The sequence below is a fragment of the Candidatus Zixiibacteriota bacterium genome (assembly GCA_020853795.1).
GTDB lineage: Bacteria > Zixibacteria > MSB-5A5 > CAIYYT01 > CAIYYT01 > JADJGC01.
Window position 1 is genome coordinate 1 of the sequence record JADYYF010000177.1, and the last position, 14,659, is coordinate 14,659.

Below are 14,659 nucleotides of genomic sequence, written 5' to 3' on the forward strand. Positions count from 1 at the left end.
AGCCGCAAATCGTGCCTGAACCGACCGCGGTCGCCGAGCCTACCTATCGCCTCGGCGAATGGCAGCCGACAGTCAATCGCAACGAGTACCGGGAGAGATTTGACGCAATCAAACGGGCCATCGCCCGGGGCGACACCTATCAAGTCAATTACACCATGCGCCTGCGCTCGTCTTTCTCAGGCAATCCTCATGCGTTCTTTGTCGATCTGCTGCCGGCGCAGCGTGCCGACTATGCCGCCTACATTGAAACCGATGATTTCGCCATCTGCTCCGTCTCGCCGGAGTTGTTCTTCCATTTCGACGGCAACACCATTACGTGTCGCCCGATGAAGGGCACGCGCCCGCGTGGACGCTTCCCGGAGGAAGATCGCGCAATGGCAGACGAACTCCGCGACTCCGAAAAGGAGCGTGCGGAAAATGTCATGGTCGTCGACATGATCCGCAACGATCTCGGCCGTATCGCTGAATTCGGCAGTGTCCGCGTTCCAGAGCTTTTCACGTTGGAGCGCTACCCCACGCTCTGGCAAATGACGTCATCTGTGACGGCACAGACCTCTGCCTCATTCACCGAATTGATCTCTGCGCTCTTTCCGTGTGCCTCGGTCACGGGACCGCCGAAGTCGAGCACGATGCGCCTGATCGCCGAGCTTGAGACCACTCCGCGCCGCATCTACACGGGGAGCATCGGTTACTTTGCGCCCGATCGCCGCGCCAGCTTCAACGTTGCCATTCGCACCGCCCTGATCGACAAACACCGCGGATCGATCGAGTACGGCGTCGGTGGCGGCATCGTCTGGGATTCGCAGCAGCAATCCGAATATGAAGAATGCCTCAGCAAAGCTGCCGTGCTGCGCCGGCGTGTACCGCCTTTCGATCTGCTCGAGACGATTCTCTGGACGCCGGAGGGGGGCTTCCATCTGCTCGATCGCCACCTGCAGCGATTGGTCGCATCCGCTGACTTCTTCGACCGACGAATCGATCTGCACGTGATCAGGGATGAGCTCAATGAACTCACCGCTAACCTGGATCCGATAGCACATCGTGTTCGTCTACTGGCCGCCGAATCGGGAGCTATCACCTTGCAGGCAACACCGCTGAGCCACCCCGACCGCTCTTCCAAGCTCACGCGCATGAAGCTGGCCTCGAAGCCGGTCGATTCCGCTGATGTGTTCCTCTTCCACAAGACCACTCATCGAAGTGTCTACGATGACGCCCTGCGCGATGCCGGCGACTGCGATGACGTTGTTCTCTGCAACGAGCGCGGCGAGATCACCGAATCAACCATCGCCAACATCGTCGTCGTCATCGACGGCAAGAAGTTCACACCGCCGGTGGCGTGTGGCCTGCTGGCCGGCACGTTCCGCGCTGAGCTCGTGGCGAAGGGTGAAATCTCCGAACGTGTGATTACGCTTGCTCAATTGCAGCAAGCCGAACGCCTGTATCTGATCAACTCCGTTCGTGGTTGGGCGCCGGCACTGCTTGAGGCGGAACCCGTCGGGGTCAGCACCGATGAATCGGACTGCCGTAGCCAATAGTATGGCAACTCTCACCGGTTGTCGCCGTAGTGACTATTATTGACCAATGGATAAGGAGAGAAACGCCATGGACTTTGTCAATCTCAGCCGCCTGCCCGAATTGCAGCTTGCGCCCGGGATCATGGCTCGTGTCGTGACCGCTCAGGCGATGACTGTTACGCACGTCACTCTCGAGGCTGGTGCACTGCTGCCGCTGCACACGCATATCAATGAACAACTCGTCAACGTCATCGAGGGGCACCTCGAGCTGACTGTCGACGGCGTCAAGCACGATCTTGTCCCCGGCACGGTGATGGTCCTTGCCCCCAATATCCCCCATTCCGGCAAAGCCATCACCAATTGCCGCGTGATCGACGTCTTTCATCCGATTCGCGAGGACTTCCGCCAGGCACTGGAGCGCCTGGAACAGAAGAAGAATCTTTACTGACAGCGGCTGCTACTTCTTCCCCTTTGGCTCTCGCCCCTGGTCTTTGAGCGCCTTGCGGAGCAAGAATTCAATTTGCCCGTTCAGACTGCGCAGATCGTCATTGGCCCACTTTTGCAGGGCGTCCATGACCTCCGGGTCAATCCTCAGCAAGAATGACTTCTTCTCCGCCATCGCTCAATCCCTAAGTGGCATCAGAGTCTCCGCTGCGGCCACCGCTTCAAGCTGGCTTGGCTCAGCCGCAACTTCAACTCTGATGCCCCGCTCCGCGGTTTAATGATACAGCGTCCCGGTGTTAATCACCGGTTGCGACGAGCTTTCGCCGCACAACACCACGAGCAGGTTCGACACCATTGCCGCCTTCTTCTCGTGGTCCAGTTCGATGATTCCCTTCGCCGACAACTGCTCCAGCGCCATCTCCACCATCCCGACTGCGCCCTCGACGATCAGCTGCCGTGCTGCCACAACCGCGCTCGCCTGCTGCCGCCGCAACATCGCCTCGGCAATTTCCGGCGCGTACGCCAGGTGGCTGATTCGAGCCTCCAGCACCTGCACTCCCGCTTGCTCCAGCCGTTCCTGGATTTCAACCTTGAGTTGCTCGGCAATCTCAGTCGTATGGCTGCGCAAGGAGATCTGGTTGTCGCCGTGTGCGTCGTAAGGATGCTGCGTCGCCAGGTTGCGCACCGCCGACTCGCTCTGAATCCGTACGAATTCTTCGTAATTGTCGACCATGAAGCTGGCTTCCGCCGTGTCGACCACCTTCCACACCACGATCGCCGCAATCTCGATCGGGTTGCCGTTGATGTCATTCACCTTCAGCCGGCTCGTCTCAAAATTGCGCACGCGCAAACTGATTCGCTTCTTCATATACAATGGGTTCGCCCAGCGTAGCCCCTCCTGTCGGCAGGTACCTACGTACTTGCCGAATAACTGCAATACCCGACCTTCGTTCGGGTTTACAAAGAAGAGGCCAGTGAGAAAAAACACGTCGAGGACCAGCACGACGACTGATCCGACTTTCACCGGTATCGGCAGGACGATCAATGCCACGACACCGGCAATTAACAGCAGCAGCAAGAACACCAACGGTCCCCAACCGGATACTACCGAACGTTCAAGCTCTTTCATATGCGGATACCTCCTGTGATATCACTTTGATATTACGATAATATCATCGGCAAGTTGCGCCAAAATGTCAAGAATTTTCCGTATCACGGAAGTGCTCGGAATATGCCCGTATAATCGATTGTCTATCAAGGGAATACAATGATGGTAAATCAGCGAAGGTTACATTCCCCTTTTCCCTTGCCCAAAGACCAATGCTGTCTATATTCTCGTGACTAACGAAAACAACTTCACTCGCGCAACTTCAAGAAGTGGTCTTTAACAACTCCTAACCGGCAGAGGATGAACTGCAGCCATGGCGGGACAATACGAAACCATCAAGGGCTCGACCGAGTCAACGTTTCACCTGAACTCGATGCTTCCGGAGGTCGTCTTCTCCGGCATCGTGGCGGTGCGCGATCGGCTGCTGCAGTTGCCGCGCCCGCTGCGGCTCGAATCGGGTGATCCGAATTTCGACACGCCGGAACACATCAAGGAAGCCGCCATCAAAGCGCTCCGCGATAATCACACCCATTACGCGCCCTCGACCGGCATCAGGCCGCTGCGCGAGGCGATCCTGCGCAAACTCGCCGACAAGAATCGTATCGCGAATATCACTCATCCCGACCAGGTGCTGGTCACCAACGGCGGTATGCACGGACTCAATTGCGCCTTCCGCTCGATCCTGAATCCCGGCGACGAAGTGCTGATACCCCAACCTAACTGGACCTCCACCGCCTGGATCATCCGCATCGCCGGCGGCAACCCGATCAATGTCAAACTGCGCCGCCAGAACGACTATCGCTGGGATATCGCTGAATTGAGGAACAAGGTCACACCGAACACCAGGGCCGTACTGATCAACTCGCCCCAGAATCCGACCGGTGGCGTCATGACCGGGCAGGATTTGCTTGACCTGCTTGATCTCGCCGCCGAACACGACCTATGGATCATTGCCGACGAAGCCTACGAAGACATCATCTTCGAAGGCGAGCATCACTGCATCGCGGCGCTGGCGCACGATTATCCGGAGGCGGTGCAAAACCGAATCGTCTCCTGCTTCACCTTCTCGAAAAGCTATGCCATGACCGGCTGGCGGCTGGGTTATCTCGCCTGTGGGAATAGCGACTTCAACGAAAATGCCAAGAAGATGATCCTCTACACGATCAACGGCGTTTCGACTCCAACCCAGTACGCCGGTGTCGCTGCTCTGGAAGGCCCGCAAGACTGCGTCCGCCAAATGTGCGGTGAGTACAAAAAGCGCCGTGATATTCTGTTCGATGCTGTCAACGCCACCGACTTCATGCACTGCGACATGAAACCGCGCGGCGCCGTCTACCTCTACGCCCGCATCACCGATAAGTGGGCCGGTTCGGAATGGGATCTGGTCAATCACCTGATCGAACGCTACTCCCTCGGCTCCGTGCCCGGCGAAGAGTTCGCCGACACCGATCGCGCTATCCGTTTCGCCTACGCCTGTTCCACCGCCATGGTTGAGCAAGCCGCGGCCGTGCTGTCTCAGTAATCATGATCGCTTTCAGTGGTCGGGGGTTATTTTCGCCAATTCCGAAATTCGGCATTGACGATCCGCATTGACGAGGTAACTTACCGGCGAATGGGAATACCGAGAACGCGGAAGAAGTTGCCGCAATTCTGGCCGGTCGCTGTTATTGCGCTTCAGGTAATGTTGTCTCTGGCAACGTCGTCGACATCACGGGCATATGACAAGGCAGCCGCAGCCTCCTCATCCCAGCCCTCATTTCATTCGCTTGCCCCCCTCCGCCTGGTTGCCGAACTCGACCTGCTCTTCCGCGCCGTCAATTCACGGCAGACAACCGAGATCCTTTTCCACAATGGCCGCCGGATCTACGGCGATGACTTCGGGTTTCCTGCTGCTGTCTCGGGCGACCTCGGTTTTATGCTGCGGCTATCGCATCACACTGGCTTGGGCGTTTCCGGCTTCGCATCCGCCGAAGAGTTTCGCCATCGCGCCGGTGTCCGGCTCCGCTATCGCTTCTGGGACATCGACGGCTCCAGCATCGAGCTTTCCCTCGGTCCGGCCTTCGAGCTTACTAACACCGAGTTTATCAAGAGCCTGGACCGCCGCCAATGGCTGGTCGGCGATATCTCCTTCAGCACCACAAGGTTCCTGCACCTCGTTTTTCGCGTTGAGTCGCTGCTGCAGGACTATCCGCCGAAACGGCGCGTCTCTGCCGCCTATGCCGGACTCAAGATCGCTTATTGACTGGCAAAACCGGAGTCGTTGCACTACATTAATGCCGGAAAGAACTCGACATCTGGGAATTTACACATGAACACGGAACTCAGCCTGCTCTTAGCCACCGCCGCGTCAATCGGCCTGGTCCACACTTTGATCGGCCCCGATCACTATCTACCGTTTGTCGTTATGTCCAAGGCGCGCAACTGGTCGCTGACCAAGACAATCTGGATTACCTTGGCCTGTGGCGTCGGTCACGTTGCCTCGTCCGTCGTGTTGGGTTTCGCTGGTATTGCCGCCGGTGTCGCCGTTGATCGGTTGGTCACTATCGAGGGGATCCGCGGCAACCTTGCCGCGTGGGCAATGATCGCCTTCGGAATTCTCTATGCCATCTGGGGCTTACGTCGCGCCTACAGCAAGAAAGCGCACACGCACCTTTCCGGCAAATTGGCCGGCATCACGCACGTTCATGCTCGCGACACCGAGCCCGAGCACGACCACAGCCAGACACCGCGTCCGTCACTGACACCATGGGTGCTTTTCACCGTATTTGTGCTCGGCCCGTGCGAGCCGCTGATCCCGATCCTCATGTATCCGGCGGCGCAACATGACTGGAGCGCTGTCATCCTTGTGGCTTCCGTCTTCGGAGTCATCACGATCGGCACCATGACGGCGGTAGTCGTCGCCGCTTCCTATGGCGCCAGTTTTCTGCGGCTGGGCAAGATCGAACGCTTCTCGCACGCGCTGGCCGGAGCCACAATTGCACTCAGCGGACTCGCAATTCAAGTCCTGGGATTGTAAAAGTGCACGTTCCGGTCCCACACAATCCCAAGTTCACCCGCAAGAATCAGCCGATCATCAAGTTCGAACGCTCGCGATTTGAGTTTTCCTTCGAAATCCTTGCAGCGATCGGACTGCTCTATGGCCTGTACGAACTAATGATCAACTACGGTTCTCTCCCCGAACAGATTCCGACTCACTACAACTTTTCCGGCCGACCCGATGCCTGGGGCTCCCGCTTTACCTTGTGGCTCCCCGTCGCTATCATGGCCGTGGTCTATGCCATGATGTCGCTCCTCGTCCGAGCACCCCATCACTTCAACTACCCTTGGAAAATCACCGCTGAAAACGCTCCGCGCCAATATCAACTCGCCTGCCTCATGATCACGGCACTGAAAACCGTCATCGTCTGGCTCTTCACCTGGATCATCCTGACGACGATCCGGCTCGCCGACGGCGGCGAGGCTGACCTAATGCCGGTCGGCATGTACGTGTTTCTGGGATTGATCGCGTTGGTCGTCGGCGGCTACTTCATCCTCGCTTATCGCGCGCGCTGAGTGCCATCCACACCCGCCGCTCAACGCTGGGCAAGGGGATCTCCTCCAACTCGCCGCGCATTAGCCAACGCAGTTCCGTCGTCGCCTTGCGGTGACTGCTGACGCGGGCAAGTACCGGGTGCAACTCCTCCGCGTGCCGGGTGTAGAAATGAGTCACCGGCTTCAGGTGCTTGATGATTTCGAGGGGGGCGTCTACATGCTTTTTTGCCCAGGCGGCAATAGCAGCATCGACAGCGTCGTGAAGCGCCGCCCGGGGGAATCCCCACATGTTCCTGAACAGGCCCGACTGCTTTTGCTCCAGTAAGATCTTGCCCTTGCAGCAGACTATCAATAGCACCGACTGTCGCCGGATGAGTCGCCCACTCTTGGGACGTACGCGCTCATCGAGGCTGCCGAATCGGTAAGCGCCACAATTCGTCTGCAGCGGACAATTCCCGCAACTGGGGTTCCGCGGCCGACACACCATCTGCCCCAGTTCCATTAGCGCTTCGTTAAAATCCCCCGGTCTGCGCCGCGAGATTGCCGACCGCAGGAAAGCAGCGATCGCCTCATCGTCCGAGTCTTGACCCTGAGCCGTCGCCAGCACTCGCTGCATCACCCGTCGGACATTGGCATCAAGAACCGGATACAATTGGCCAAAGGCGATGCTGGCGATAGCCGCTGCGGTGTAGCTGCCTATGCCCGGCAGCACCAGCAACTGCCGATAGTCCGCCGGAATTCTGCCCCGGTATTCGCGGACGATGACTTGTGCCGCGCGGTGCAGGTTCCGGGCGCGCGCATAGTACCCGAGTCCTTCCCATTCCCGCAGTACCTGCTGCTCGGAGGCCTGTGCCAGCGCCCTGACATTGGGAAATCGCAAGAGCCAGCGCACGAATCGCGGCGCCACCGCTGTCGTCACGGTCTGCTGCAGCATCACTTCGGAAATCCAGACTTTGTAAGGAGTCACGGCTCGGCGCCACGGGTGGGGCGTCTTGTTGGCCGCAAACCACCGCAGCAGCCGGCGTCGCAAGACGGCCGGTGCGACTGGGGACGGAACATTGACGCGGCGGCTCATAATCGTTGTTACTGGCCACAGTCTCCCCCTGTTTGCGCTTGACCCGGAGCGCTCGGCACCGTACACTGCCGATGCCGGCTGCGGCCAGTCCGGCCGCGGCGGAATCCTCAAACCAACTTGGGTGACATGGAAGTCTGGCTTTACACCATCATCAGCGTCATCGTCGTCAGTCTGATCTCGCAAGTCGGTCTCTTTACGTTGTCGCTATCGCCCGAACGCCTTCAGCGGATCACTCTCTATCTGGTCGCCTTCGCCGTCGGCGGTTTGTTCGGCAATAGCTTCGTCCACCTGCTGCCGGAGGCGTTTCACCACAACGATTCGCCGCTCTCAACTTCCCTGTTGATCGTTGTCGGCATCCTCATCTTCTTCGTGCTGGAAAAGTTCCTGCGCTGGCGCCACTGCCACGTCACCGAGCATCAGTTCCATCACCCGGTCGCGACGCTCAATCTGGTCTCCGATGCCTTGCACAACCTGATCGACGGCGTCCTGATCGCCGCGACCTTCAGCGTAGATATTCCGCTCGGTATCACCACCACTGTGGCAATCATTCTCCACGAAATCCCCCAGGAAATCGGCGACTTCGGCGTACTCGTGCACTCCGGCATGAGCGTCCGCAAAGCCCTGCTCTTCAACTTCCTGTCGGCATCCGTAGCCTTGGTCGGGGCGATCGTGGTGCTGGCCATCGGCCCCAATATCCAGCAGGTCATCGAGGCCATGATTCCGGTCACGGCGGGGGGATTCTTGTACATCGCCGGATCCGACCTGATCCCCGAATTGCAGCACGATGTGAAGATTTCAAATTCTCTCGGTCAGTTTATCTGCATCATTCTCGGCGTTGCCGTGATGGCTGCGCTGGCGCTGACCGGAAGTCATTCCCACTAAGGCAGAGCTCTCCGCTGTAGCCCGGCACTCGCTTCATTCGCGGGACTTCTTCATCTCTTTCACTGCCAGTTCATACAAGCTTTCCAACCCCAGATGCTTGCGCAGCGAACTCATCTGACCGACGTGATACGACTCGTGCATCGCCATGAACGACAGCCCCGCCAGAACATTTTGCTCGCGGGTCGGGAACTTGAAAGGCAAAGCCCCGGCCAGGGCCGCTTCGTCAAGCTGACTCAGGTGCGCCGCAGTCTTGGGCGCGACCTGCTCCCAGTATCCCCTGATCTCTGTCAGCGGCGGTAACGCGGTTGCGGCAATCTGATCGATCGACTTGTTGAAAAGCTCGCCCCACGGTTCCTCAATTTGCAGCCCCGTCAATTGCCCGACATAGGCGCGGTTGACGGCAATATGCCCTAACAGCCAGATCAGGGAATTCGTCTTCGGCTGAAGCTGGCGACGGGCGAGCTGTTCATCGACACCGACAAAGGCCAGGCGGTACATGAAGTCATTCACCCCGAGAATCTCGCTGACGGGTTTTACGGCGTTGTTCATGCTTACAATGCTCCTTCTATGAGTTACCCAGAGTGACGAAGCAACTTGGCAGAAGTTCATCATATTTTGCGGACTCTGCATCACATTTGAAGGCAGCAAACTGAGATTGACGGGGGTCCAAGGGTACAAATAGGAAAGAGCGGCACAGACCGCTCCTTCTTGATGGGAATTAGGACTGTATCAAGCTATACCTGTCACAGGTAATTGCCTGCAAATACTTCACCCCTTCGCCATACTATTGTTAATCAATTGCCATGCCGACATTGGCGAGTTCATTGTCATTGAGCGATTTGCCGGCATCAAACTCTGACGCCCGCCGGCAGAAATGGTCAGAGTTTGTAACGAGTTCCGACGATGACAACTTCAGGTTCTGTCTAAGCTGTTGTATCATAATAGTTGCCGTAAGCGTCGGCGTGTCGAAACTACCTACAACTGCCACCCTCGTCTCTGCTGGCTGGCCTAGAAGCTTCCCGGCTGTTGGCTTCAAACCCCTATTCGTTGACAAGTGCTGTCGATTTACATACATTCGCTCCCGATTCAAGACCAGTTTCAGGGAGGAGACCAGAATTGGAAAGTCTGAAGGGAAAAATCGCACTGGTTACCGGCGGGACCAAGGGCATCGGCAAGGCCGTTGCACTCCGCCTGGCGCGCGCCGGCGCCAATGTCGCCGTCAATTACTTTCGCAGTCGTGATACCGCGGATGCCACTGTTGCCGAGCTCAAAGCTCTCGGCTCTGACGCCATCGCGATTCGTTCCAACGTCGGCAAGCACGAGCTTCTGCATCGGATTTTTGATGAAGTCAAAGAGAAATATGGCCGGCTCGATATCCTGATCTCCAATGCAGCGCTGGGAATCTATACCGAGGCTCTCAAAATCGATGACAAAGCCTGGGATCTCTCGATGCATACCAACGCCCAGGCCGCTTTGCTTTGCGTCCAGCATGCCATCGACATGATGCCGGACGGCTCACGAATCGTCACGCTGTCATCGCTGGGTTCGCACCGTTACATCGACGGTTACTCGGCAATTGGCGTCTCAAAAGCGGCGCTCGAATGCCTAACCAAATATCTCGCCTATGAACTGGCTCCACGACGGATCAACGTCAATTGCGTCTCGGGTGGATTCATCGACACCGATGCTCTCAAGATTTTCCCCTCCTATGACATGATGTTCAAGGAGGTTGTGCGGAGGACGCCCTTCGGCCGCGTCGGCACCCCCGATGAAGTCGCCGGTGTCGTCTTCTTCCTCTGCACCGAGGACGCCCGCTGGATTACCGGCCAGACGATCATCGTCGATGGCGGCTATACGCTTGCTTGACAGTCAGCATGCGTGAGAAATAATCCCGATATCGTTGGGCAAAGAGATCGGCATCGCGTACAAAGGGTATGCCGAGGCTTAACTGACCATGCCGAAGATCGTCGCTGTCGGTTGCGCTGTCCCACCGTACAAGCTCACCCAGAATCAGATTCGCCAGTTTGCCGAGATCCATTTCGCAGATTCCGCCCTTCCACTTGATCGACTCATAGAAGTTTTCGAGAATGCTGAGATTGAATCGCGCTACTTCTCGGTACCGATCGACTGGTATCGGAAGGAGCGGTCTTTCGTCGAAAAGAACCACGCATATATAGACTCGTCAAGCTCACTGGGACAGGAATGCGCCATTAAGTGCCTCGAGCAATCGTTGGTCGTACCCTCCGAAATCGACTATATCATCTTTGTCTCAACGACTGGTCTGGCCACTCCATCTATGGATGCCCGACTGATCAATCTTCTCGGTATGCGTCCCGACATCCGCCGAACTCCAATCTGGGGACTCGGTTGCGCCGGAGGGGCGGCCGGATTGTCGCATGCCTACCACTATCTCCTCGGTCATCCACGCGACCGCGTACTCATCGTTGCCGTCGAGCTATGCGGGCTGACTTTCCAGCAGAACGACCGTTCGAAGAGCAACTTCGTGGCGACCGCTCTCTTCGGGGAGGGGGCTGCGGCAGTGCTTGTTGTTGGTGATGAAGTGCCCCGCTCCGGATTGGAGATCATCGACACGGGAAGCACTTTCTGGCCGAACTCGCTCGACGTTATGGGCTGGAATCTGATGAACAGCGGACTGCAGGTCGTCTTCGCCCAGAGCATCCCTCACATAGTTGAAACCAAGGCACTCGAGAACTTCAGGGGATTTCTCAATCGACATGAGCTGCAACTGGCTCAGATCGAACACTTCATCCTCCATCCTGGCGGCACCAAGGTTATCGAAGCCTATCAGCGGGCGTTGGGGCTTGCCGATGGCCAACTGGAGCTTTGCCGAAAATCGTTGAGCGAATACGGCAATATGTCGGCCGTCTCCGTCTTGTTTGTGCTGGAACAGCACCTGCAACGTTTCCCACTGGGAAGCAACGCCTACGGCCTGATCAGCGCTCTGGGACCGGGATTCTGTGCCGAAAACTTGCTCGTGCGCTTCTGATTCCCTATTATAGTGTGACTGCTGACCGTAACGGTCGCGGTGCTTCGCTCAGTGCGCAAGTCGACAACTCGCTTGCCGATCTTATCAGGATAAGAGCGGCGTTTCCAGCCACTCGCGGAGAGATGAAGAACAACAACGCGGACAGACAACTTCGGACCCGAAGCGATTTCTGGGGGATCGGCATTGCCGCTTTTCTGGCCTTGGTCGTGCGCGCGGTCTATTGGATTCAGACGGCTGACAACCCGTTCAGCGACTTATTGGTACTGGATTCGCGAGTCTATCACCTGTTGGCACTGGAAATCGCCAACGGCGACTTCTGGGGCAAGGAAGTATTCTTCCGCGCTCCGTTATTCCCCTACCTGCTCGGACTGACCTACAAGTTCTTTGGCTTCGAGACGATCGTCATCCGCCTGATCCACGCAGCGCTTGGAGTCGGCACGGTGATCTTGACGTACCTGATCGCCGAGATTCACTTTGACCGTACGCATGCGCGCATTGCCGGTATCGTTGCTGCGCTTTATCCGACACTGTACTTCTTCGAATCGACAATCATGCCGACGACTGTGGAGGTCTTCACATTCACCGCGACCGTCTACTTCCTCAGCCGCTTTGCCAGATCTCATCGGCTGCAGGAGCTGGTGCTCGCCGGATTCGCGCTGGGAATCGGTGCGGCGGCGCGGCCGACGCTTCTGTCGTTTCTGTTCGTCATCCCGCTCTGGCTGGCGCTGTGCGGCAAGCTGAACGACTGGCGCTCCTGGGCGCGCAGTCTGGCCCATCTCTGTATCCCGCTCGCGATTGTGATTCTCCCGATTACGATCCGCAACTACGTGATCGAGCCCCGGCTGGTGCTGATCTCGTCGCAGGGCGGCGCGAATTTCTACATCGGAAACAACCGGCAGGCCGACGGCCAAACCGTTTCCTTTCCGACCGGCCGCGGATCGTTGAATCCATACGACGATCACGTCTGGTCGGCATCCGAACAGATCGCCGAATCCGAGACCCGGCGACATCTCACCGCTGCCGAAGTTTCCGAGTACTGGTTTGAGAAAGGCGTCGCCGAGGTCTGGAGCAATCCAGTCGACGGTCTGAAACTGACGTTACGTAAGTTCTACCTGTTTCTCTGTGGCGAAGAGATCTTTAACAATAACGATCCGCTGGCTCAGCGCGATTACGCCGGGCTGTATTCGCTATTCATCTGGCGGCAAATCATAAACTTCCCCTACGGTCTGCTCGCTCCCTTTTTCCTGATCGGGACGGTGATGCTGCTGCGGGCACGGGACAAGCACTGGCTGCTGCTGCTGTTTGTCTGGTCGCAAGTGCTGACCGTTGCCCTCTTTTTCGTCAGTTCGCGCTTCCGCCAACCGCTGCTGCCCGTGATGATCATCATTGCGATCTATGGCATCAGACAATTGCTCATCTACCTCCGCAACCGCACGTGGACACCAGTCGCCGTCTACGGACTGTGTCTGGTGCTTTTGCTGATGTGGCTTAATCCGGCACAAGCGGTTGCCAGCCGGCAGAATCGGTCGATGTACCATGCCTACCTGGGCGGTGCGCTCGCAGCCAAAGAGAAGTACCCCGAAGCCGTCGAACAACTGCGGCAGGCCATAATGATCGCGGACGACAATGCCACTGCCTTCCAATTGCTCGGCTCGCTCTATATCGAAAGCGGCCAGTATGAACAGGCGCTTGCGGTCTTGCACCGCGCCGAGCAGCTGGTCCCCGAATCGGCTCCGACCTGGTCGCAACTGGCTCGAATTTACCACGATCTCGGCCGCCACGACCGCGCATTGCCATATTTCGAGAAAGTGATCAATACCGGCACGGAGATTCCGGGGATTCCGGGCTGGGCGGCGCAAAGCGCTTATGCCGTTGGCGACACGTCACGCTGTCGGCTCTATCTGGATCTGGCACTCAAGCAGAATCCGGCCGATTCCGCCGCTCTGCGTCTGCGGGCCGCTATCTTGAGGTAGCCTTGCGGCCGTGATTCAACCAAATGGATTCTTCCCCACTTTGCTCGCTCTTAATTGCTGCCCCCAAATCGATTCAAACCTACCGACTATAGATCAAGCTTCATCAATGTCCCACCGCTCCCGGCCACGAAAATGTGCCCGCCGACCCAGTCGAGGTCGTTGAATTTCACCGGGTAGGTCGCCGAGTCCTTCACCCACTGGCGGCCGTGATTGGTCGAGACGGCCACAAAGCGGTTTCCGGCAATGTAGATGATGTCAATCTCCGGCGCTGTGACGCAGAGCAACGGCTCCTCGGTCATCTTCAGCTTATCTTGCCACGACCAGCCGCCGTCGGACGAATAGCGCAGCAGCCCGTTGTCGCCAACCTCCCAGCCATGTTGTACGTCGGTGAAATACACCTGATGTGAACCTTGCACCCGATGGGTGCTGTGCTCCCAGGTTTGGCCATTGTCGGTCGTATAGAGCAGCACGCCGTCGCCAAGAATCCAGGCATGGCTCGGCGGGACATCATCGATGTCGGTGAAACCGCTGAACTCAGTCGTGTCCCAGCGGAAGGTCAGGGCCTCGTCATCGGAGATGCCGATCAATCCATGGCCGGCATGGTCGCCGGAGGCGATGGCGCCGACCAGAATCCCGCGGTTATCTTTGGCGAAAACGCAGTCATCCAACAGATATGTCGAATCGCAGCTCATCGCTGTCCAGGTTTGACCGCCATCGTTTGTTCGAGCCAGCAGACCGGCGCCGAAGGCGATGCCGATGTCGTCATCGAGGAAGCAAACGTCGCTCAGCCGGCGACCGAATGAAGCGGTCTTGGCAAAGCTCTTGCCGTTGGTCGTCAGAAAGACATCGCCAACGGCGGTGACAACACAGCCGTGGCTGCCGTCAGTGAAATCGATGCCGGTAATTTCGTCGGTAACCGGGAACGAAATCGGTTCATATTTGAGCGGATCGTTGTCGGAACAGCCGCCGAGTAGCAATGAGGCTAAAATCAGAGTAAAAATCCCGAGTGCTTTCATACCTCGCCCTTCACCAAGTCAGTCTCCTAATGGCTACGAAGCATGCCTGCCGCCGTCAACCAAAAACTGGTTGTCAAACGGCCGCGCAGACGGCAGATTCTGTCTCCGG

Annotated in this window: 15 protein-coding genes; 10 read left to right on the forward strand and 5 right to left on the reverse strand. The window is 57.5% G+C overall.

From position 1 onward, the window contains the following. The first annotated feature begins 11 nt into the window (after positions 1-11). Positions 12-1,535 carry an aminodeoxychorismate synthase component I gene (gene pabB, locus IT585_13630; GenBank protein ID MCC6964287.1) on the forward strand — a complete coding sequence of 508 codons (1,524 nt, stop codon included), beginning with the start codon at positions 12-14 and terminating at the stop codon, positions 1,533-1,535. A gap of 67 nt (positions 1,536-1,602) precedes the next feature. Beyond that, the gene (locus IT585_13635; GenBank protein ID MCC6964288.1) at positions 1,603-1,962 is read left to right on the forward strand and encodes a cupin domain-containing protein; all 360 of its coding nucleotides are present in this window, start codon (positions 1,603-1,605) and stop codon (positions 1,960-1,962) included. Between the two features lie 9 nt (positions 1,963-1,971). Here the strand turns inward: IT585_13635 and IT585_13640 are convergent, their stop codons facing one another. Together IT585_13640 and IT585_13645 are read right to left on the reverse strand one after the other, a co-directional pair. Beyond that, the gene (locus tag IT585_13640; GenBank protein MCC6964289.1) at positions 1,972-2,133 is read right to left on the reverse strand and encodes a hypothetical protein; all 162 of its coding nucleotides are present in this window, start codon (positions 2,131-2,133) and stop codon (positions 1,972-1,974) included. Between the two features lie 99 nt (positions 2,134-2,232). Next, positions 2,233-3,087, reverse strand: a complete 855-nt coding sequence (locus IT585_13645; protein ID MCC6964290.1) for an SPFH domain-containing protein — start codon at positions 3,085-3,087, stop codon at positions 2,233-2,235. Between the two features lie 292 nt (positions 3,088-3,379). On the opposite strand from IT585_13645, the gene IT585_13650 reads away from it, so the two are divergent. The 4 genes from IT585_13650 to IT585_13665 all read left to right on the forward strand — a co-directional run bounded on the left by IT585_13650 (position 3,380) and on the right by IT585_13665 (position 6,618). Continuing rightward, positions 3,380-4,588 carry an aminotransferase class I/II-fold pyridoxal phosphate-dependent enzyme gene (locus tag IT585_13650; protein ID MCC6964291.1) on the forward strand — a complete coding sequence of 403 codons (1,209 nt, stop codon included), beginning with the start codon at positions 3,380-3,382 and terminating at the stop codon, positions 4,586-4,588. A 90-nt stretch (positions 4,589-4,678) separates the two neighbouring features. Beyond that, positions 4,679-5,308: a hypothetical protein gene (locus tag IT585_13655; GenBank protein ID MCC6964292.1), complete on the forward strand. Its 630-nt coding sequence runs from the start codon at positions 4,679-4,681 to the stop codon at positions 5,306-5,308. Positions 5,309-5,374: 66 nt separating this feature from the next. Then, positions 5,375-6,082 (forward strand): sulfite exporter TauE/SafE family protein, encoded by a 708-nt coding sequence (locus IT585_13660; GenBank protein ID MCC6964293.1) that lies wholly within the window; start codon positions 5,375-5,377, stop codon positions 6,080-6,082. A 2-nt stretch (positions 6,083-6,084) separates the two neighbouring features. After that, on the forward strand, positions 6,085-6,618 hold the full coding sequence (locus tag IT585_13665; protein MCC6964294.1) for a DUF1648 domain-containing protein: 534 nt from the start codon (positions 6,085-6,087) through the stop codon (positions 6,616-6,618). On the opposite strand, the gene IT585_13670 is transcribed toward IT585_13665, so the two are convergent. After that, positions 6,593-7,564, reverse strand: coding sequence for an A/G-specific adenine glycosylase (locus tag IT585_13670; GenBank protein ID MCC6964295.1), 972 nt, complete (start codon positions 7,562-7,564; stop codon positions 6,593-6,595). The two genes, IT585_13665 and IT585_13670, sit on opposite strands and share 26 nt — an antisense overlap. A gap of 225 nt (positions 7,565-7,789) precedes the next feature. On the opposite strand from IT585_13670, the gene IT585_13675 reads away from it, so the two are divergent. Continuing rightward, a complete protein-coding gene (locus IT585_13675; protein ID MCC6964296.1) occupies positions 7,790-8,554 on the forward strand; it encodes a ZIP family metal transporter in 765 nt (254 codons plus the stop codon). 33 nt (positions 8,555-8,587) lie between these two features. On the opposite strand, the gene IT585_13680 is transcribed toward IT585_13675, so the two are convergent. Continuing rightward, positions 8,588-9,103 carry a DinB family protein gene (locus IT585_13680; GenBank protein ID MCC6964297.1) on the reverse strand — a complete coding sequence of 172 codons (516 nt, stop codon included), beginning with the start codon at positions 9,101-9,103 and terminating at the stop codon, positions 8,588-8,590. A 567-nt stretch (positions 9,104-9,670) separates the two neighbouring features. Here IT585_13680 and IT585_13685 point away from each other — a divergent pair. The 3 genes from IT585_13685 (at position 9,671) to IT585_13695 (ending at position 13,534) form a co-directional block, all read left to right on the forward strand. Then, complete coding sequence (locus IT585_13685) at positions 9,671-10,420, forward strand: SDR family oxidoreductase (GenBank protein MCC6964298.1); 750 nt, start codon at positions 9,671-9,673, stop codon at positions 10,418-10,420. Positions 10,421-10,508: 88 nt separating this feature from the next. Then, positions 10,509-11,561 (forward strand): type III polyketide synthase, encoded by a 1,053-nt coding sequence (locus IT585_13690; GenBank protein ID MCC6964299.1) that lies wholly within the window; start codon positions 10,509-10,511, stop codon positions 11,559-11,561. A gap of 122 nt (positions 11,562-11,683) precedes the next feature. Beyond that, a complete protein-coding gene (locus tag IT585_13695) occupies positions 11,684-13,534 on the forward strand; it encodes a glycosyltransferase family 39 protein (protein ID MCC6964300.1) in 1,851 nt (616 codons plus the stop codon). Positions 13,535-13,620: 86 nt separating this feature from the next. On the opposite strand, the gene IT585_13700 is transcribed toward IT585_13695, so the two are convergent. Then, a complete protein-coding gene (locus IT585_13700) occupies positions 13,621-14,550 on the reverse strand; it encodes a hypothetical protein (GenBank protein ID MCC6964301.1) in 930 nt (309 codons plus the stop codon). Positions 14,551-14,659: the final 109 nt, after the last annotated feature.